The organism is Flavobacterium caeni (assembly GCF_900101895.1).
GTDB lineage: Bacteria > Bacteroidota > Bacteroidia > Flavobacteriales > Flavobacteriaceae > Flavobacterium > Flavobacterium caeni.
In genome coordinates this window covers 368,491-387,198 of the sequence record NZ_FMVF01000002.1, presented here as the reverse complement: position 1 = coordinate 387,198, position 18,708 = coordinate 368,491, and the positions used below count along the sequence as shown (strand labels likewise).

Here is an 18,708-nt window from a genome sequence, read left to right as displayed (position 1 = left end):
AAAATTATTTTTTTGACCGGGTCAAACGCTCAATTTGTTGGTAAAGTCGCGCAGTCGGCCCGCCAGGTTTTCATCGACGTTCACCAGCGGCAATCGCACCGTGTTTTCGGACAGTCCGAGCGTCTTGAACACTTCCTTGATTCCCGCCGGATTGCCTTGTTCAAAAATCATGTCGATCGAATCGGCCAACACATAATGCAAGGCATAGGCCTCATCGACTTTGCGCTGTAACCCAAGACGCACCATGTCGGAGAATTGTCTCGGGAACCCTTCGGCAATGACCGAAATCACACCGCTTCCGCCCGCCAAAACCATCGGCAGGGTGATCATGTCGTCGCCCGAGATGACGAGAAAATCCTTGGATTTGCCCTGGATGAGTTTCATCGCCTGCACAATATCGCCCGCCGCTTCCTTGATGCCGACGATGTTCTTGAAATCCTTGGCCAAACGCAACACCGTAGACGGCGCCATGTTGCTCGCGGTCCTGCCCGGAACATTGTATAAAATTACGGGAACCGGCGACGCTTCGGCCACGGCTTTGAAATGCTGGTAAATGCCCTCCTGCGTGGGTTTGTTGTAGTATGGCGACACCGACAACACTGCTGCAAATGCCGAAAGGTCGCGGGTTTTGAGCTCCTCGACCACATCGGCCGTATTGAAACTGCCGACACCCAACACCAGCGGCAACTGGCCGTTGTTGGTTTCGACAACTGTTTGGATGACGAGTTCTTTTTCGGCTTTGCTGAGCGTGGCCGATTCGCCCGTCGTACCCAAGACGACGAGGTAATCGATGCCGTTGTCGATCTGGAACCGAACGATGCGCTGGAGCGCGTCGACATCGACCGAAAAATCTTTCTTGAAAGGTGTAACCAGCGCGACGCCGGTACCGATGAGTGATTGCATAGAGGCTATATTTTATTTAGTATTTTCAGGTATTTGAACAGTTCTTCGACAAACAGTTGGTAATTTTCGGCGGCGGTGTCGATCATGAAATGGTTCAGCTTTTTGTCGATGGACGCGAATCCGACCTTGAATTTCGCCTTGGATTGGTTCGAAACGATCATGAGCGCCGACTTTTCGACATCGTAATAATTGATCAGCAAATCGAACCTTTGCGCGATGAATTCCTTTACCGCCGAGTTGTGGAACGTGGCCTGCCAGCTCAAATCTTTGTGGCTGAAAACCGGGTAGTCGAATTGTTCGTTTTTTTTGATCTTGTTCTTGAAAACCAACACTTTGATGTGGTTCTCCTGAATTCCATTTTTAACCAGCTCGGCCATAAGGGCTTGTTTCTCGTAAAAATAGCTTTCATCGAAGATGATCCCTACGGTTTTAATCGTCTCTTGGGCCGCGTCCAGTTTGGCGTTTGATAAGCTTTTCTTAACGATTTTTTGCGTAAAAAAATTCTTGATGTAACTTAAAAACATACTACTTTTACTTGGCAAACAAATTTAGACAAATAGCCGCATTTATCGGATGGTAAAACTAAAAAACTATAACGTTCCCTTAAACTATTTTGTTTTATTCTTAACATTTGCCGCGGCGGTGTCGTGCGGGCCGCAAAAGCCTGTCGTGACGCGTATCGAAGGTAAGGAAATAAGCATCGATGAAAAAGCGGGTTCAAGCACCGAAATAGAGCGCATCGTCAAGCCATACCGCGACAAGGTCGACCAGGATTTGAATACCGTTTTGGCCTATGCGCCCGAAACACTGGACAAGAACGGCCAATGGCAAACCACCATGGGCAACCTGTTTGCCGACGTGGCCATGCAATACGGCAACAAGGTTTTCGAAAAGCGCGAAGGCAAAAAAATAGACATCGTGATGCTCAACCACGGCGGCATCCGTACGATTATTCCCAAAGGCGATGTGACCACGCGTGCGGCGTTCGAGATCATGCCGTTCGAAAATTCGATGGTGGTGTGCGCGATGAACGGCGCGACGGTCATGGAACTGATCAATTATTTTATCGCCGAGAAAAAGCCGCATCCGTTGTCGGGCTTGACTTTTACGATCGACAAAAACGGTGTTGCGAAAAACATACTGGTTCAGGGCAAACCCATCGAAGACGGCAAAATCTATTATGTGGGCACCAATGATTATTTGTACAACGGCGGCGACAACATGTTATTTTTCAAGAAATCGACCGCGAAGTATGATTTGGATTACAAGTTGCGCAACATTTTGATCGATTATTTTAAGGATGCGGATACGATTCCGGCAACGAGAGATGTACGTATCTCTCAGGAAAAATAGATCCCGGTAAGCCGACGAACCCCTAGCCCCGATAGCAGTGGAAATCCTTTTGCGGCCGCAGCGCAGCGGAAGCCGTAAAAGATTGAAACGGATAGCGGGAATAAGCTCCTAAAAAATGGAAAGAAGACAATTCATAAAAAACACCGCCGCAGCCACTGCCATCACAGGGATGGGCTTGCCGCTGATGGCTTTCGAAAAACCCAAAGCCAATCATTTGACGATTTTGCACACGAACGATGTGCACAGCTACATAGATCCGTTCCCGGCCACACACCCCAAAAGCCCGAACATGGGCGGCGTGGCAAGACGCGCGGCGCTCATTGAAAGCATCAGGACAGAAAATCCGAATGTGTTGCTCTTGGATGCGGGCGATATTTTTCAGGGCACCCCCTACTTCAACTATTTTGGCGGCGAGCTCGAATTCAAGCTCATGAGCCTGATGCGTTATGATTTGTCGACGATGGGCAACCACGATTTCGACAATGGCATCGATGGGTTTTATGCGCAATTGCCCAACGCCCAGTTCGAATTCGTGTCGGCCAATTACGATTTTCGGAACACGATTTTGGACGGCATCGTAAAGCCCTACAAGATTTTTGACAAGAACGGCATCAAAGTAGGCGTTTTTGGCCTGGGCATTGAACTCGCGGGCCTGGTCGACAAACGCAATTACAAGGAAACCGTGTACCACGATCCCGTAGCGGTGGCCAAAGACATGGCGCACACCTTAAAACACGGGCAAAAATGCGACCTCGTGGTTTGTTTGTCGCACCTTGGCTACCAATACAAAAACGACCCCGATAAAATCTCCGACATGAAACTGGCCGCGGCTACACAAGACCTCGACCTCATCATTGGCGGGCACACGCATACGTTTTTGGACAAACCCACGGTGGTAAAAAATGCAGCGGGGATCGATACGATCGTGAATCAAGCGGGGTGCTACGGCATCAACCTGGGGCGCATCGACTTTTATTTTGACACCGACAAGTCCAAGTTGTCCAACGGGAGGTCAATAATCGTCTGACCTTTTCCTTTTTTCGGATTCGATCACAAACCGGTAGAACGTGTAATGCGCAAACGCAAACAGTATGGCCGACATCGGCTTGAAGGCCATGTTTGCCAGGTAGTAATGCTGGATCATGAACAAAAAGACCAATACAATAAAAAGCAGCGTGCTGATGGCCAACCATGAATTGGCCTTGTTGTCGTTGAGCACATAATTCGACAGTGCGATGCCGGCCAGCGCGGCGATGAGCAACCCGTTGATGATGGTGGGGTAAAAACTCGGCATCTCGGGTGTGAGCGTGAGGTTGATCAGACACGAAAAAATAAACAAAAACGGAAGCGTCGCCACGATGAACGGCAGCCACAGTATCGACTGCACCAACCGCACCACGAGCACAATCGTCAGGATGCGGTAAACCATAAACGAAACGATGCCGTACACCAGAAATTTTGTTTCGTCTGAAAGCAGGAACACATTCGAGGCCAACGCAAACAGCAGCGCCAAAAGGTAAATCGCGTTCCGCTTGGTTGACGTAAGCCAATACCAAAGCATCAGCGTAGGAATGAGCATGGGCTTGAGCACCAGCAGTGCCATTTTCCAGACAAACAGTTCGCACACCACCAAAACGGCCATGAGTGCAAAAAAGCACTGCGGCAAGATACGCGCTATTTTGGGATGGGCCAGCGTGTCCAAAACGAAGGGTTTAAGGGTTGGTCAAAAAACCAAAACACGGCGTAGGTTGACCATGGCGTTTTGTTTGGGGACCTTAAATGTACAAAAAATAAAAATGCGCTTGCCGTTGCAGCGTTTCAATTTTGGTTTTGCGCCAATTTTTTCTCCTCGATGATCAGGAACTTGAACAGCAAAAACTGTCCGACCACATACAAAAGCATGGCCAACGGCTGAAAGATATTGATCGTATAGAACAGCCGTATCACAAAAAGGAATTGTGTAAAGGTGAACAACATGGTGCTGATGAGCAGGTAGGTATTGGCCCTGTTCGATTTGAAAATGTAACTCCCGAGCGACAACCCACCAAAAATAATCGTGAAGATGCCCTGCAGCAAAAACAGCCAAAACCCGTCCTGTTGCTCCTCGTAGGTCAGGTTGATCGTAAACAGGTAGATGAACAAAAACGGCAAACACCCGATAAACAGCGGAATCACGCCCGGAATCTTGATGTGCCGTACCACAATAAAAATGACCAAGACGCGATAAGCGGTAAAAAACAACGTGCCGGTGATGATGTAGTTGAAATCGGTCGACACAAACAACATGTTGGCGATCCAGCTAAAAAAAAGCGCGGTCACAAAGTACGGATTGCGTCTTTTGGAAGTATGTAAATACAGTACGATCATGAGCGGCATCAACAGTGGTTTGGTGGCCATGATCAGCGGCTTTTCTTTGAGAAACTCGGCGACGATCTCAAAAACGGCCACCGAAAAATAAGCCGCTGCCAACGCGCGGTACCAAATACGGACTGATTTTGACTCTACGACAGCTTTCATGCGATGGCCTTAACGACAGACGACTTCCTGTTGAGGATGTACTGGATCAAAAAAATGTAGGTAAAAAATTGCATGCCCGAATTGATGTAACTCAGTATCGGCAAGTGAAAATGTTCGTTGTACAGCACATAAAACACATCCGATACCAGGCAACAAAAAGTGGCGATCATCAGGTAAAAACCGGCAATCGTTTTTCCCGCGAGGTAATTGTACACAGAAATGGTAACCATCGACGAGAGCGTGATTCCATAGATGGTAAACGGCACAATAAACCGCTTGCCCTCGGTGGATTGTAGATCAAGAACCAGGTACAACATGAGCACGTGACCCGCGGCGACCAAAAACGTCAGGATGAGGTTGCTTAAACTGAACTTGGTCAATCGTATATCTGCAAACAAGAATCCTATCAAAATCAAGTACGACAAAAAATACGGCACCATTACAAACAACGGATCGGTGATCTTGAGCAGGATGATCGTATCGCCCGCAAAATTAAGCAACATGACCATCGTCATCGCAAAATTGACCGTCCTGGTCTTGGTCAGGTAGTAGAAATACACGGCCGGTATGATCATGGGTTTCGACAACAGCAACAGCAGTTCACTGTCGATGACAATCGCAAACAACGCGGTTAAGCAGGCAACGAAATACAGATAATACGCGATCGTTTTAGTTTTCATTGAGCATTTGGATAAAATCGTCCTCCGAAATAATGGCGACCTTGAGCTGGTTGGCTTTCTCCAATTTGGCCGGTCCCATGTTTTCGCCCGCCACCACATAATCGGTCTTGGCCGAAATCGAACTGCCTACCTTGCCCCCGTTGTCCTCGATGGCTTTCTTGAGCCCATCGCGCGAAAACTTCTCGAACACACCCGAAACGACAAACGTTTTGCCTACCAATTTGTCTGTAGCATCTGGGTTGACAGTTTCGATGCGCTCGAGTTGCACGCCATATTTCTTTAAGCGCTCAATAATAAGTCTATTTTCTTGATTTTCAAAAAATTCGATGACACTTTGTGCGATTCTTTCGCCGATTTCTTCGACAAGCATCAAATCGAGCAACCCGGCCGACTGCAGATTGTCGATGTTTTTGTAGTGTTTTGCGAGCTTTTTGGCGACGGTTTCGCCCACATAACGTATCCCGATTGCATACAGCACACGCTCGAACGGTACATTCTTAGACTGCGCGATCCCGTTGACAAGATTTTCGGCGGACTTTTGTGCCATGCGATCAAGCGGCAACAACTGATCGATCTGCAGTTCGTACAAATCGGCGTAATCCTTCACGAGCCCATTGTGGTAAAGCAGCGCAACCGTCTCGCCGCCAAGCCCTTCGATATCCATGGCTTTTCTCGAAATGTAATGCTGTATACGTCCGATGATTTGCGGCGGACAACCGCAAAAATTCGGACAATAATGCTGCGCCTCGCCCTCGTTGCGAATGAGCGGGGTTTGACATTCGGGGCAATGCGTCAGGTATTGCGTGGGTTGTGAGCCTACAGGGCGTTTGGCCACATCGACCGCGATGATCTTCGGGATGATTTCGCCGCCTTTTTCAACCGCTACCGTATCGCCAATGCGGATGTCGAGCTTCTCGATCTGGTCGGCATTGTGCAACGACGCGCGTTTGACCACCGTCCCCGCGAGTTGCACGGGTTCGAGATTGGCCACGGGCGTGATCGCGCCGGTTCGTCCCACCTGGTACGAAATCGAATTGAGTACCGTAAACACCTGTTCCGATTTGAATTTGTAGGCGATGGCCCAGCGCGGCGACTTGGCCGTATAACCCAGTTCCTCCTGTTGGTGCAGCGAATTGACCTTGACCACCACGCCGTCGGTTTCGTACGGAAGGTCGTGTCGGTGGGTATCCCAATAATCGATGAACGCAAAAACCTCATCGAGATTCCTGGCCAACTTCGATTCCTTGGGCACCTTAAAGCCCCAGCGGCGCGCGTGTTCGAGCCCGTCGAAATGGGTCTTGAACGGCAAATTGTTCCCCACGATCGAATACAACAAACAATCGAGCGGACGCTTGGCCACCTCGGCCGAGTCCTGCAATTTCAAACTGCCCGAGGCCGTATTGCGTGGGTTGGCGTACGGCGGCAGGCCCAATTCGACCAATTCTTCGTTCATTTTCTGGAATCCGGCCAGCGGCAGGATGATCTCGCCGCGTATGTCGAACTTTTGGGGAAAATCGCCCTTGAGGTGCAACGGGATCGACTTGATGGTTTTGATGTTGGTTGTGACCTCATCGCCTTGGAACCCGTCACCGCGCGTCACGGCTTGCAGCAGCTTGCCGTTTTCGTAGGTGAGGTTCATCGAGGCACCGTCGTATTTGAGTTCGCACGTATATTCGATGGGTACATTGCCCAACGCCCGTTGCATACGCGCCTCCCATTCGCGCACCTCGTCCTTCGAATACGAATTGTCGAGCGAATACATGCGGTTTTCGTGCACCAGGGTCTTGAAATTCTTGGTCACGGCCCCACCTACCCTTTGCGTAGGCGAATGTTCGTCAAAAAACTGCGGGTTTTCCTGTTCGAGTTTCTCGAGTTGCTTTAGCTTTTGGTCGAACTCGAAATCAGAAATCGTCGGATTGTCAAGCACATAATAGTTGTAATTGTGGCCATTGAGTTCGTCGCGAAGCGATTGGATTTGCTGCTGGGTGTCCATGGTTGGAAAATTTGGTTAAATGTAAAATTTCGGTAGGCAAATTCCAAATCACAAATTCCAAATTCCAAAAATCAAATTCCAAAAATCAAATTCCAAAAACCATCCCGAAACTTCGCGGCTAAGTTCCGAAGGAAGAAAGTCAAACCTTAACTTCAAACCTCATAGTTACGATCAAAAAATCGATGGCCAGAACTGCCGACTTTCGGCAAATCGCAAAACTTTAACAAAAAGTACAGAAAATCTGCTTGCATGGTATTTTTAAATTCCGTTGGGGTATACTTCCAATGCCCCCTTCCCTAGTGCGAAGCTAACCATTTTCAAAACTACTTCCTTACAGAAAAACCGTAAAACTGCCACACCACAAACCAAACGATCGACCCGCCACAAACACCGAACGTAGAAAAACCAACCCGAAAAGCTACAGGAAATGTCATGGGGTGATCCTAAATCTGTGGTGAAATTTTTGTGGTAAAAAAAACACCACAGCAATTTTACCACAAAACGATTCCAAAAAAAGGACAGGGCTAACTACCCGCAAAAAAAACCGCCCCTCGAACCTAATCGAAAGGGCGGCCTCCTGGAAATAATCTCAACAAAACTTACTTCTGGATTACGATAAAGTCGGAACGACGGTTCTTGAAGTGTTCCGCCTCGGTGCACTTGACACCGTTTTTACATTTGTTGGTCAGTCGGTTTTCGCCATAGCCAATGGCGCTTTCGATCCTAGTTGCGTCTATTCCCTTGGAAATGATATAGGTTTGTGTCGACTTGGCGCGGTTGTCCGACAACGTCAAATTGTATTTGTCCTTGCCGCGCGCGTCGGTGTGCGATTCGATCTTGATGCGGATGTTCGGGAACTTCTGCATCAGGAACACCACCTTGTCGAGCTCCTCGGCGGCTTGTGGCGTGATGTCCCATTTGTCGTAGTTGAAAAAGATCGGGTTCACGTCTACCTTTTCGACGCCCTTGTCCTTGACCACGAGGTCGTCGTAATTCGAGAGTTCGAAGTTGATGTCGGGTATCTCTACATCGTGCTTGCCCTTGGTCTCGACTTCTTTTTCATCGGTCGAATGGTTGACTTTGGACGCGACAAGCTTGTACTTCTTCGAACATGGCACGGTAATCTTGTACTTGCCCTGGTTGTCGGTCGCTCCTTCGGTCACAAAATCGCCGAATTGATCGTAGGCCCTGACCGACGCCATTGCAATAGGCGCCTTCGATTTCGAATTGATGACCACACCCGAAATGTGCTGGTTGCAAACCGGCTTGACCTTGGTGAAATAAAACAGGTCGTCGTCGCCTTTGCCATTCAAACGGTTCGACGACACATAGCCATAGGCATCCTTGGGCTCGACGATGTATGCAAAATCGTCCTTGTTCGAATTGATCGGACCGCCCAGGTTGCGCGGCTCGGAGAACGTCAGCGGTTCGGTAAATTTACTTTCGTACACGTCCAGATCGCCCAATCCATAATGCCCGTCGGATGAGAAATACAACTTGCCGTTCGAGAAAAACGGGAACATTTCCTCGCCTATCGTATTGACCGCAGGCCCGAGGTTTTGCGGGCTGCCCATCGTACCGTCCGAAATCTGGACCACGTACAAATCGGTGCCGCCGTAACCGCCGGGCATGTCGGAGGCAAAAAACAGCCACTTGCCGTCTTCGCTCAGCGCGGGATGCCCCACCGAATAGCTGTCTGAATTGAAGAACAATTTTTCGGGCTTGCCCGCCTTGTCGCCGTCTATGTTGACACGCAAAATCTGGAAATTATTGGTACGCGACTTGTCGACGACGGGCTTATCGTTCTTTTTGAGGATGTTGGCCGTAAAATACACCGTCTTGCCGTCGGGCGTAAAGGAAACGGTGGCTTCGTGGTATTTGGTCATGATCTCGGGCAGGAATTTGTGCTCGGCCAAAAGCGACCCGTCTACGGCATTGCGGTCGGCCACATACAAATCAAGGAACGGTTGTTTGTTCCAACTGTAGAGCTTCTCGCTGTACTGCGTCGTGTCCTTGGCCGAAGCGTATACAATCTTTTCGCCATAAAACGCCGCGCCAAAATCAGACTTGGCCGAATTGCTCTCGAGGTTCTTGACCGTGTACAGTTGTTGCGCGGTAGCCAAGCTGTCGAGCAACCGCTTTTGGTTCATGAACCGTGCGATTTCCTTCTGGTCGCCTTTCTGCTCCAAATAGTCCTTGGTGAGCCGGTCGGCCTTGGCATAATCGGTCACGCCTTTGAGCGTTTGGATGTAACGCAGAAAATAGTCCTCGCTCATGGTCTGCCCCTGCACATCGTACAGTTTCTGGTACCATTTGAGCGCGTTGCGGTTGTCGTCGATGTTGTAGTACGAATCGCCCGCGTGCTTGATCGCCTCGATCGAGGGTTTGTCGGTAGAGGCCAAATATTCCTCATACAATTGGGCCGCATCCACAAACGCATAGGTGTGGAATAATTTTTCGGCCTTTCGGAGTTTGGTCTGCGCAAAAGTCGCCGTCAGACAAAACAATAAACTAAGTGTAAGGTACTTTCTCATGGTTGTCTGGTTTTAGAAGAATCGTGGCGATTTGATTTGACTGGCTTTCTTTTGCATCTGGAACCGCAGGATGATTTCGTGCGTGCCGTCGGCGTATTTGTTCAAACGCGTCGTGGTGTAGTCGAACGAATAGCCCGCGAACAAACCCGGTGTGATCTGGAACCCGACCAGCGCCGACACCGAATCGTCAAAACGGTGCGATACACCCGCGGTGAGTTTCTCCATGATGAGCGCGTTGAGCGACAAATCGACCGTCACCGGCGCACCGCTCACGAACTTGCCCAAAACGGCTGGCTTGAGCTTCAGGTTGTCGCCAATGTCGAACACATAACCCGCGATCGCGTAGTAGTGCAAACGGTCCGAAAGCACGGCCTCCTGGATGTCGTCGTAGTATTCGCTGCGCAAAAAACTCGGTACCGAAATACCCGCATACCATTTGTCCTGGTACAAGTACAATCCTGCCCCAACCGACGGCTTGGTTTTGCTGATGTTGTTGTTCAGCAACGCATCGACATCGTCGTAATAGCGGCCTTTAGACCAGTCGACGCTCATCGAACGGATGCCCGCCTTGGCACCGAACACCAATTTGGTGTCGTGCGAAAACGAAATGGTATACGACACGTTGGCGTCGAGCGACAATTCATTCGACGGGCCCAGTTTGTCGTTGACCACGCTGAGTCCGATGCCGATCTTTTCGTTCGACAACGGCGAGTCGATCGTGAGCGATTGCGTTTGCGGCGCGCCGTCGATGCCCGTCCATTGCGAACGGTGGAGCAACGTTCCTTCGAGCACGCCCGCCGAACCCGCATAACCCGGGTTGACGACCATCGTATTGTACATGTATTGCGTATAGCCGGGGTCTTGCTGGGCGTGGGTCGCGGCGGTCAAAAGACATCCGATCCACAAAATATACGCGTGTTTGATTCTTATGATTGATTTCATTATTTCTAGGATTTAGTGAATAAATGGGCAGGTTAGCGCGTGATCGACAACCATCCGGTTTTTTTGGTTCCTTCGCCCAAATCAAGCGTGTAGTAATAAGTTCCTGTAGGCAACTTATCGTCTTTGTTGATCGCGCTAGAAACATTGGCCGTCCCGTCCCACTGGTTGCGGTAGCCCGCGCTGCTGTACACCACGGCGCCGTATCGGTTGTACACCTCAAACTTGTTGTTCGGGTAATTTTCGATACAGTCGATGCGGAACACGTCGTTGGCGCCATCGTTGTTCGGGCTGAACTCGTTGTACACGATCAAACAAACCGGGGTCACCCAGGCGCGCGCTTCGTTGTTGCCCAAATCGATGTCCTCTGGATCTGTAGTCACGATGGTGGCCGTATTGACGTAGTCGCCGCTCGGCAACACCGTCACGGTAATTTCGAGCGTCGCGGTTTGGCCCGCCAGAAGCGACGGGATATTCCACACACCGCCTACCGAACTGTACGCACCAACCGATGCCGCGGCATTCACAAACGCATAGCCATTCGGAAGCGTCTCGTTGACCACAAGATCGCGGAACTCACCCGAACCGATGTTGTTGACGGTAATCGTAAAAGTTACCTCGTCGTCGATGCCGGGCGTTGGGTTGTCGACCGTTTTGTTGATGGTCAAATCCGAACAAGTCGCTACATCGATGCCGCGGCTTGCATTGGCTATCCCGCTACAACTATTGAAGTAGGCCACGCTCAAATGTCCTTGTCCCATCGTGGTCCAAGACACGGTGACCCAGTTGTCGCTCACCGTACCGCCATCTACGACGGTGCCATGCGACGATACCGTCCAGACATAGTCGGCCATGCCCACCTCGGTGGTATAGGTGACTTGCTCGAACACGCATCCGCTGTCGCCGCCACCGCTGATGGTAGCCGGCACATTGCCCGAAAAGTCCACCGTGATGGCCAGACGCACATCGCTTTCGCAACCCAGCGCGAGGTTCACCATGGTCGCGTAGTAGACCCCCGCGGTCAATGGCGTGGTCGGTGCGACGACGTTGCCACCCGTAGCCGCATCGTAGAAAATGACGGGTTCGTTGACCTGGATATCGGCCACCGTAGGATGATCGAGCTGGCAGAATTCCTGCGAGGCGTCGTTGGTTGTTGGTGTCGGAATGTTGATGATGCCTACAGAGATCGCCAACCGAACCGAACTCGCGCAGCCCGTAGCCGCATCGAACGAGGCATAGTAAGTCGTAGCATTCGTCAAAGCCGTGTCGGCAGACAATTGCGTGCCACCCGTGGCCGCATCAAAGAACACCACGTTGGGTTCGTTGACCTGTAAGTCGGCGATGGTAGGTTGCTGCGATTGGCAAAAATCCTGGGTGTCATCGGATGTGGTTGGCGTGCCCGCATCGTTGATGTTGACGGTCACGGCCAATCGTACAGCGCTCTCGCAACTGGTAACCGGATCTACCGCAACGGCATAGTAAGTCATACCGTCGATCAGCGCCGTAGTGGCATCAATCAACGTCCCGCCTGTGGCCGCATTGTACCACAAGATGTTGGTTTCATTGACTTGAATACCGGCCACCGTCGGCTGGTTGGCTACACAAAAAGTTTGGGTGTTGCTGGTGGTGGTTGGCGTCGCTGGATTGCCGATGGTAATCGCTACTGAAATTCTCGTCGTGCTTTCGCAGCCCGTAGTTGGATCAATTTGCGACGCATAATAGGTCGTTCCATTGGTCAACGTCGTTGTGAGATCCAAAGCGGTTCCGCCTGTTTCCATGGCATACCAAACCACATCGGTTTCGTTAACCTGGATGTCGGCGATCGTTGGATTGTTGGTCGCACAAAAAGTTTGCGACGCGTTAGTGGTCGTTGGCGGATTGGTATCGTTGATGTTGATCGTCACGGCCAAACGTTGCGAACTCTCGCACCCTGTGGCTTGATCAAAAATAGCAGCGTAATACACCATTTGGTCGACAAGCACAGTGGCCGACGTCAGCATATTACCCATGTTGGGCGCGTCATACCAGATCACGCCGGTTTCGTTGACCTGGATATCGGCCACGGTTGGCGCATCGATCGCGCAAAAATCCTGGGTCGCGCTGTTGGTGGTAGGCGCATCGGGATCGTTGATGGTCGCTGTAACTTCTAACCGCACCGAGCTTTCACAACCCGTGGCGGCATCGGTAAGCGACGCAAAGTAAGTCGTTCCGTTGGCCAGCGCATCGGTCAAAGCCAACGCCGTACCACCCGATTGGGTCAAGTACCAAACTACACCCGCTTCATTGACTTGCAAATCGGCAACGGTTGGGTTGTCGATGGCGCAGAACTCCTGTTGGTTGTTGGCCGTCGTAGGCGTACCCGCATCGTTGATGTTGACCGTGATGGCCAAACGATTCGCGCTGCCGCATCCTGTGGACGCATCAAAGGCCGCATAATACGTAGCATCGTCCAGCAGCGCGGTGTCGGCCGGAATCAAGTTGCCGTTGGTTGGCGCGTCATAGAACACGACTGATGGCTCGTTGACTTGGATATCGATGATCGTCGGGTTGTTGGCGACGCAAAAATCCTGCGTACCGTCGTTGGTGGTTGGCGTACCCGATTCGTTGATGATGATGGCCGCATCGGCAAATTGCCCCGCTTGGTTAAGACAAGTCGTGTCGCTTGTCATGCCCACAAAATAGGTCGCAGGGCTGTTGGCGGCGGTGAGTCCCGAAACCGTCAGCACGCCCGCGGCCGAAATCGTATAGGTGATGCCGTCGATGGTGCTACCGCTGACAATCGGCTGGGTCGCATCGTTTGTAAAATACCAGGAGAAAACGGGATTGGCCAAAGTAGCGGTCGGGGTCAAAACCGCATCGGTTCCCTGGCATACCAACGCATCGCTTACGTTTATATCGCCAGGCTGCGACGACGGCAAAATGGTGAACGTCACCGAATCGCGATCGGCTTCGGCAGTAGGACAATATTCATCTGAACCGACACCCACATAGTAGGTATACGTGCCTGGTGTCAAGCCCGTCAACGTCAGCGTTGCTCCTGTTTGGTTTGGAATTAAGGTTTGTGTCGTGCCATCCAAAGCATACCAGTAAAACACTGGGTTGGTGATGGTGGCTGTCGCATCCAACGTGGCCGACAACGCAACGCTGGTCGTATCACAAAAAGTGGTAACCGCGCCGCCATTGAGCGTAATACCGGTGATGGCCGTAGGTGGCGCAGTTTCGCCAACAACAATGGTCACTGGGCCGCGCCCGTAGGTGTCGCACCCAAAACGAACCGTTTGGATGTAATAGGTATAGGTGCCTGCAGCCAAAGTAGCCGGAACGGTAAAACTAGCACCTGTAGAAACTACGTTGCCGCCGCTCTCGGCATCATACCACACATAGGTCGTACAAGGCTCGGGTGTTACGTTCAATGTGATGGTCTGGTTTTGACACATGTTGATGGTATTGGTGCCGTCGGCACCCGCTACCGAAGTATCGGCCCAACGTCTGATATCGTGCACGCGCAACTGGTCGAGTACGCTGGCCACGCCGCCAAAACGGATCTTGATACGGTCGTAAACGATGGTTTGTCCGGCCACAACCAACCGGATGTTCCCGCCGCCTAGCAAACTCAAGCTCAGCAACGACGAACTGTTGTCGATCATCGACCCAACAGGCGTTTGCCCGTGGTACATTTGGATCGTAAAGCCCGCAAGCAAGCCCAAATCGAGTACGGTGTTGGGCTGCGATAACACTACCGACAGCGTGTCGCCCGGCAAGGTAGGCGTGCGGAACGACACCGTCAAATCGGCGGCGGCCAAAACCCCAACCGTGGTGTACATCGTGGCGAACGTAGCCAAACTGTTGTCGACCGATTCAAACGGATCGTCTACACCAACGGTGGCCGTCAAAGCGCCCAAACCAAGGTCTACCGCGCCGCTGAACACGTCTTCTACATCGCCCGCGCCACATGCCGCCTGCGTTACCGGCTGGTCGTAATAGGCCTCATAGACCTTGACGCTCTGCGCCACGCTCACGAGCGAACCCACGACGATGCGCACGCCATCGTATGGTTTGGGTCCGGTATTGTCGGACGGAACGAAAGTAAATTCAAAATTATTTTCGCCGGGCAACAAATCGACGAGCGAACCCGACACGGGCTGAAGCGCGCCGATGTCGATTGGGATACCGGCGCCGTTTCGTTTGGTCCCGATGACCGAATAGGCGCCGGCCACTACTACTCCGCTGTATTCAGAGCCCAATTTTACCGTTACCGGCGTACCGGCTGAAATCGTATTGTTCCATTGCAAGATTTGCCATGTGGTCCCGATGCCAAGCAAGCCCAGACCGGTGGTGATGGTCGAAAATGTCTGCGGATTGGCATCGATGGCTTGCGACCCGTTGGCAACACCGCCCGTAACGACAGAACCCCAGGTCTGTGTATCGGCATAGTCACGCGCGGTAAGCGGCGGACAATTGGCAGGATCGATGACGTTGACCAACACAAGCCCTGTAACCGAACAATCGCCGTTGGTTGCGATGGCTGTAAACGCATAGGTGCCGGCCGTCGTGAAAGGCCCATAGGTATTTGATGGCAACGCATTCCCGCTACCGTCGTACCATGTGATCGTTGCATTTGAAGTCGCGTCGAGCGTCACCGAACTGCCCTGGCTGACCACCAGATTTGGGTTGGCGATCGTAAGCGTAGGCTGCGTGACCACCGCAACCTGGACAACTTGCACCGCCGACGAACAGTCGCCCGATGCACTCATGGCCTGGACCGAATAGGCACCGTCGGTTTGGATGTGCGTGGCCGCCTCGGCCGTGATAGGTTGGTTGTCCGGGCCAAAGAAATGGTAATCGATGGCGTTGTCGAAATTGAGGATCGCATCGGTCAAATCGACGCTACCGCAACCCGTCAAATTCGGCGTGACCGCCAGCGCCAGTTGCGAGGAATAGTTGACCACAACACTTTGCAGCGTATTGGGTTCGTTCTCGCACAATCCGTCGACGGTAAGCGAAATATAGTAGCTGTAGGGCGAATCGGCCAAGGTAAGACCCGTGATGGCCAGTGTTCCTGTCGCATCGTCCTTGATGTAAGCTACGCCCGGATCGCCTGCATAACCCGTGGTGATTTCCTGGGTCTTGAGCTGGTCTTTGTAATAGCGGAACACCGCCCCGCCAATGGTAGACGACGGCGATAATGTGACCGTGCCGTTACACGCCGTTTGTGGACTGGCAATCGAAATGTCGGCAGCCACCGGCACATTGATGACCGAAACCTCGACCCGCACGCGAATCGATTCTTCGGTACAACCGGTTCTTTTGGCCGCTACATAAAAAGCCGTGTCTTCGGTGAGCATCGGGGTAACGAAAGGTTGTCCTGAGGCGACCGTTGTGAGGGCAACGCCACCGAACGGCTGGGCATACCAAACCAATTCGGTTCCCGTGCCTGTCTCGGCGACAAGTGAGGCGGTAGCGCCAGAACAAATCCTCGGGTTTTGCGTAAATACGTCGTTGATTGTTGGCTGCGCGGGGCCGCGCGTGATGCCATACAAATCGAGCCCTTGTGTAAGCTGTACATTGAGCAGTGAACTGTAACGAACGGTGATGCGGTTGACCGTGCCATTGGGCGAAAACGGAACCCTTGCGACTTGATTCCCTTGAAGCAATGTCAGCAGGTCGAGATTGAGCAGCGCCCCGAGGTTTTGGCTGTGCACCAGGTCTGGGCCGTTGTAACCGCGGATTTGAATGTTGTTGGCTACGCCCAGGGCCAGCAAGGCCGGATCGACCTTAAGCCGTACGAAATACTGGTCGTTTGGGGCAGACAATCCGTCAAAATAAAGGGTTTGCTCGATGGATGCGGCCACACCCAAAATCCCCAGGCTCAGCCTAGAAAAATTGTTTGGGTTGGCATCGATGGCGTGGTTGGGATTAGTTACCCCAGCGCCGCCCAGTCCGAGCAAGTCGAGATTGAGACCATCGCCGTCGAACGACGTGAAAGCCGCACCGCCACAAACATCGGGCGTTCCGATGTAGAATGCCTCGTATACATCGAGCCGCTTGACATTGTTGAGCCCGATCAAAGCACCGATACGGTTGCTGATACGGATGCGGTTGTAGGCTTGCGACGGCGTCACGGCAATAAAGAATTCATGGGCCGCATTGGTCACGATACGCAACCTTGGTGCCGCAAACGCGCCCGCGGTTTGGCTTTCGCCCGACAGCACGACCGTATTGTCGTTCTTGGCCTGTACGGTGAATTCCTGGTTGCCGATGAGCAACGTGCCGACCACTTCGGAGAGCAACCCCCCAAGGCTTCCTCCTAACAACGAAGGAAGTAGGTCGTCGTCTGTATTGATCTTGACGAACGACGTCGTGTTGGCCGGAACCAAGCCCGGATACTGCAATTCGAGATGGCCCGAGTAGGCCCCGATCCCGACTAGAATCCCGGAACTGGCCCTGATTCTGGCGCGTGAGGTCAAATTGCCGTCTACCGCATTGGCAGGAAGATCGACATGGTCTTGACTGGAAATGGTGTTGGCGTAGATGGGCACCGACTGCGCCCTAACGCCGAGCTGGAAACAAGCCCACACCAGTAAACACAACAGGTAGGGCCGCCCAGCTGGTCGCTGAACAGAAGTAATAAATTCCATAAGCATGCAATTAAGTTAGTATTGAGATTTGAGATTATTAAAACTTACTTTCTGGCTGTTGCTTGCGTGGTATTTTTCTTATGTTTTTTTGTTAAATCTGAATGTGTTTAATGTAGGTTATTAAACAAAATCATGTATATTTGTTATGTGTTGACTAAAAACGCTGTTCTGTTTATCAAGCGTTTTGTTTTTTGATCATTTTATCGTAAAATAGAAGACCCTAAATTCTATTCCATTTTGTTGATTAAAGTAGGATATTTCCAACTTCGATTATTTGCTGTGCATTATTAAAAAGTACCACGTCTCGTGAATATTTTTTTTTAAACCCATTGGCTTCGTGAAACTACTTCGCCAGGTATTTTCAAGGAGTTGTTAAAAAAAATATTAACCGTATCAGTGTCAATTTACGACTAAGATACAAACATTTTGCGAATATGCAAGAAAATAATTCTCCAAATGCGAATTTAATCTTAAAAAAGTTAAAAAAATCGCTGAAAATTAGTACAGATATTCAACTGTCCGAGCTACTAAATATAAAGCCTAATACAATATCTACTTGGAAAAAAAGGAACTCCGTTGATTTTGCAGCCATAATCTCGATTTGCGAACTTTACGAAATAGACCTGAACGAGATATTTTTTGAGCAAAAAAAGGAATTCGGCAGCTACACGTCGGAGACGGCGCTCGTGAGTCGCGAAACGCAATTCCAATACTGTATTGGTGCAGCGGGCATGCTCGAGACGCTCCCTAAATTCAATTTCCCTTTTGTACACGGAGAAAAAACCAGGGCTTTCCAGGTGATCAGCAACAACATGCACCCGCTGATCGAAGAGAATTCTTTTGCCGTTTGCGAATCATGCGACCTTTCGACGCTGGCCGAAGGAAGCCCCGTGGTGATCATCAGCAAAGCCAAAGGCTTGTTCATCAACCGCATCTACCAGGCCGACCGCAACGATGTATTCACGCTCAAAAGTGAAAACGCGTTCTTTAACAACGTGACGATCCATCTGTCGGAAATCAACGAGATTTGGCTTGTAAAAGGTATTTTGTCGTACAACCTGAACAACGAACAGAAATCGGGCGGCGGCAATGCCGCACCTTTGGCTGCACCGCTGAGCAAAGACCTCCAATAGCCTCCTGCCTTATGGCAC

Annotated in this window: 12 protein-coding genes and 1 pseudogene; 4 read left to right on the top strand and 9 right to left on the bottom strand. The window is 51.1% G+C overall.

Translation table 11 applies throughout. The features are described from left to right. Positions 1-21: 21 nt before the first annotated feature. On the bottom strand, positions 22-903 hold the full coding sequence (dapA, locus tag BLP55_RS01715; protein WP_091140577.1) for a 4-hydroxy-tetrahydrodipicolinate synthase: 882 nt from the start codon (positions 901-903) through the stop codon (positions 22-24). A gap of 5 nt (positions 904-908) precedes the next feature. Then, the gene (locus BLP55_RS01710; protein WP_091140575.1) at positions 909-1,427 is read right to left on the bottom strand and encodes a DUF6913 domain-containing protein; all 519 of its coding nucleotides are present in this window, start codon (positions 1,425-1,427) and stop codon (positions 909-911) included. A gap of 145 nt (positions 1,428-1,572) precedes the next feature. Between BLP55_RS01710 and BLP55_RS01705 the strand changes: the two genes are divergently transcribed. Next, positions 1,573-2,256 carry a 5'-nucleotidase C-terminal domain-containing protein gene (locus BLP55_RS01705; protein ID WP_317040270.1) on the top strand — a complete coding sequence of 228 codons (684 nt, stop codon included), beginning with the start codon at positions 1,573-1,575 and terminating at the stop codon, positions 2,254-2,256. Positions 2,257-2,371: 115 nt separating this feature from the next. Next, a complete protein-coding gene (locus tag BLP55_RS01700) occupies positions 2,372-3,283 on the top strand; it encodes a bifunctional metallophosphatase/5'-nucleotidase (RefSeq protein WP_091140570.1) in 912 nt (303 codons plus the stop codon). Here BLP55_RS01700 and BLP55_RS01695 read toward each other — a convergent pair. From BLP55_RS01695 to BLP55_RS01665, 7 genes are all read right to left on the bottom strand, one after another. Beyond that, a complete protein-coding gene (locus BLP55_RS01695) occupies positions 3,269-3,958 on the bottom strand; it encodes a lysoplasmalogenase family protein (RefSeq protein WP_091140568.1) in 690 nt (229 codons plus the stop codon). The genes BLP55_RS01700 and BLP55_RS01695 overlap by 15 nt on opposite strands. A gap of 116 nt (positions 3,959-4,074) precedes the next feature. Then, the gene (locus BLP55_RS01690; protein ID WP_091140565.1) at positions 4,075-4,773 is read right to left on the bottom strand and encodes a lysoplasmalogenase family protein; all 699 of its coding nucleotides are present in this window, start codon (positions 4,771-4,773) and stop codon (positions 4,075-4,077) included. Continuing rightward, a complete protein-coding gene (locus tag BLP55_RS01685; protein WP_091140562.1) occupies positions 4,770-5,453 on the bottom strand; it encodes a lysoplasmalogenase family protein in 684 nt (227 codons plus the stop codon). Before BLP55_RS01685 ends, BLP55_RS01690 begins: the two co-directional genes overlap by 4 nt. Beyond that, a complete protein-coding gene (gene ligA, locus BLP55_RS01680) occupies positions 5,443-7,446 on the bottom strand; it encodes an NAD-dependent DNA ligase LigA (protein WP_091140560.1) in 2,004 nt (667 codons plus the stop codon). The genes BLP55_RS01685 and ligA overlap by 11 nt, the downstream gene beginning before the upstream one ends. 599 nt (positions 7,447-8,045) lie before the next feature. After that, entirely contained in the window at positions 8,046-9,980 is a 1,935-nt protein-coding gene (locus tag BLP55_RS01675) for an OmpA family protein (protein ID WP_091140557.1), read from the bottom strand. Between the two features lie 12 nt (positions 9,981-9,992). Then, the gene (locus BLP55_RS01670) at positions 9,993-10,922 is read right to left on the bottom strand and encodes a PorP/SprF family type IX secretion system membrane protein (protein WP_091140555.1); all 930 of its coding nucleotides are present in this window, start codon (positions 10,920-10,922) and stop codon (positions 9,993-9,995) included. A 32-nt stretch (positions 10,923-10,954) separates the two neighbouring features. After that, positions 10,955-17,557, bottom strand: coding sequence for an Ig-like domain-containing protein (locus BLP55_RS01665; RefSeq protein ID WP_170826764.1), 6,603 nt, complete (start codon positions 17,555-17,557; stop codon positions 10,955-10,957). Positions 17,558-17,991: 434 nt separating this feature from the next. On the opposite strand from BLP55_RS01665, the pseudogene BLP55_RS17420 reads away from it, so the two are divergent. Together BLP55_RS17420 and BLP55_RS17245 are read left to right on the top strand one after the other, a co-directional pair. Beyond that, positions 17,992-18,195, top strand: a pseudogene (locus tag BLP55_RS17420) (helix-turn-helix domain-containing protein); the annotation flags it as partial. 48 nt (positions 18,196-18,243) lie between these two features. Then, positions 18,244-18,690, top strand: a complete 447-nt coding sequence (locus BLP55_RS17245) for a S24 family peptidase (RefSeq protein ID WP_244503392.1) — start codon at positions 18,244-18,246, stop codon at positions 18,688-18,690. Positions 18,691-18,708 lie beyond the last annotated feature (18 nt).

What these genes read in the sequence shown, in the direction of transcription:
- BLP55_RS01670 (WP_091140555.1), bottom strand. Translation starts at nt 10,922, where the DNA reads ATGAAATCAATCATAAGAATCAAACACGCGTATATTTTGTGGATCGGA.
- BLP55_RS01685 (WP_091140562.1), bottom strand. Translation starts at nt 5,453, where the DNA reads ATGAAAACTAAAACGATCGCGTATTATCTGTATTTCGTTGCCTGCTTA.
- ligA (WP_091140560.1), bottom strand. Translation starts at nt 7,446, where the DNA reads ATGGACACCCAGCAGCAAATCCAATCGCTTCGCGACGAACTCAATGGC.
- dapA (WP_091140577.1), bottom strand. Translation starts at nt 903, where the DNA reads ATGCAATCACTCATCGGTACCGGCGTCGCGCTGGTTACACCTTTCAAG.
- BLP55_RS01690 (WP_091140565.1), bottom strand. Translation starts at nt 4,773, where the DNA reads ATGAAAGCTGTCGTAGAGTCAAAATCAGTCCGTATTTGGTACCGCGCG.
- BLP55_RS01700 (WP_091140570.1), top strand. Translation starts at nt 2,372, where the DNA reads ATGGAAAGAAGACAATTCATAAAAAACACCGCCGCAGCCACTGCCATC.
- BLP55_RS01675 (WP_091140557.1), bottom strand. Translation starts at nt 9,980, where the DNA reads ATGAGAAAGTACCTTACACTTAGTTTATTGTTTTGTCTGACGGCGACT.
- BLP55_RS01710 (WP_091140575.1), bottom strand. Translation starts at nt 1,427, where the DNA reads ATGTTTTTAAGTTACATCAAGAATTTTTTTACGCAAAAAATCGTTAAG.
- BLP55_RS01665 (WP_170826764.1), bottom strand. Translation starts at nt 17,557, where the DNA reads ATGGAATTTATTACTTCTGTTCAGCGACCAGCTGGGCGGCCCTACCTG.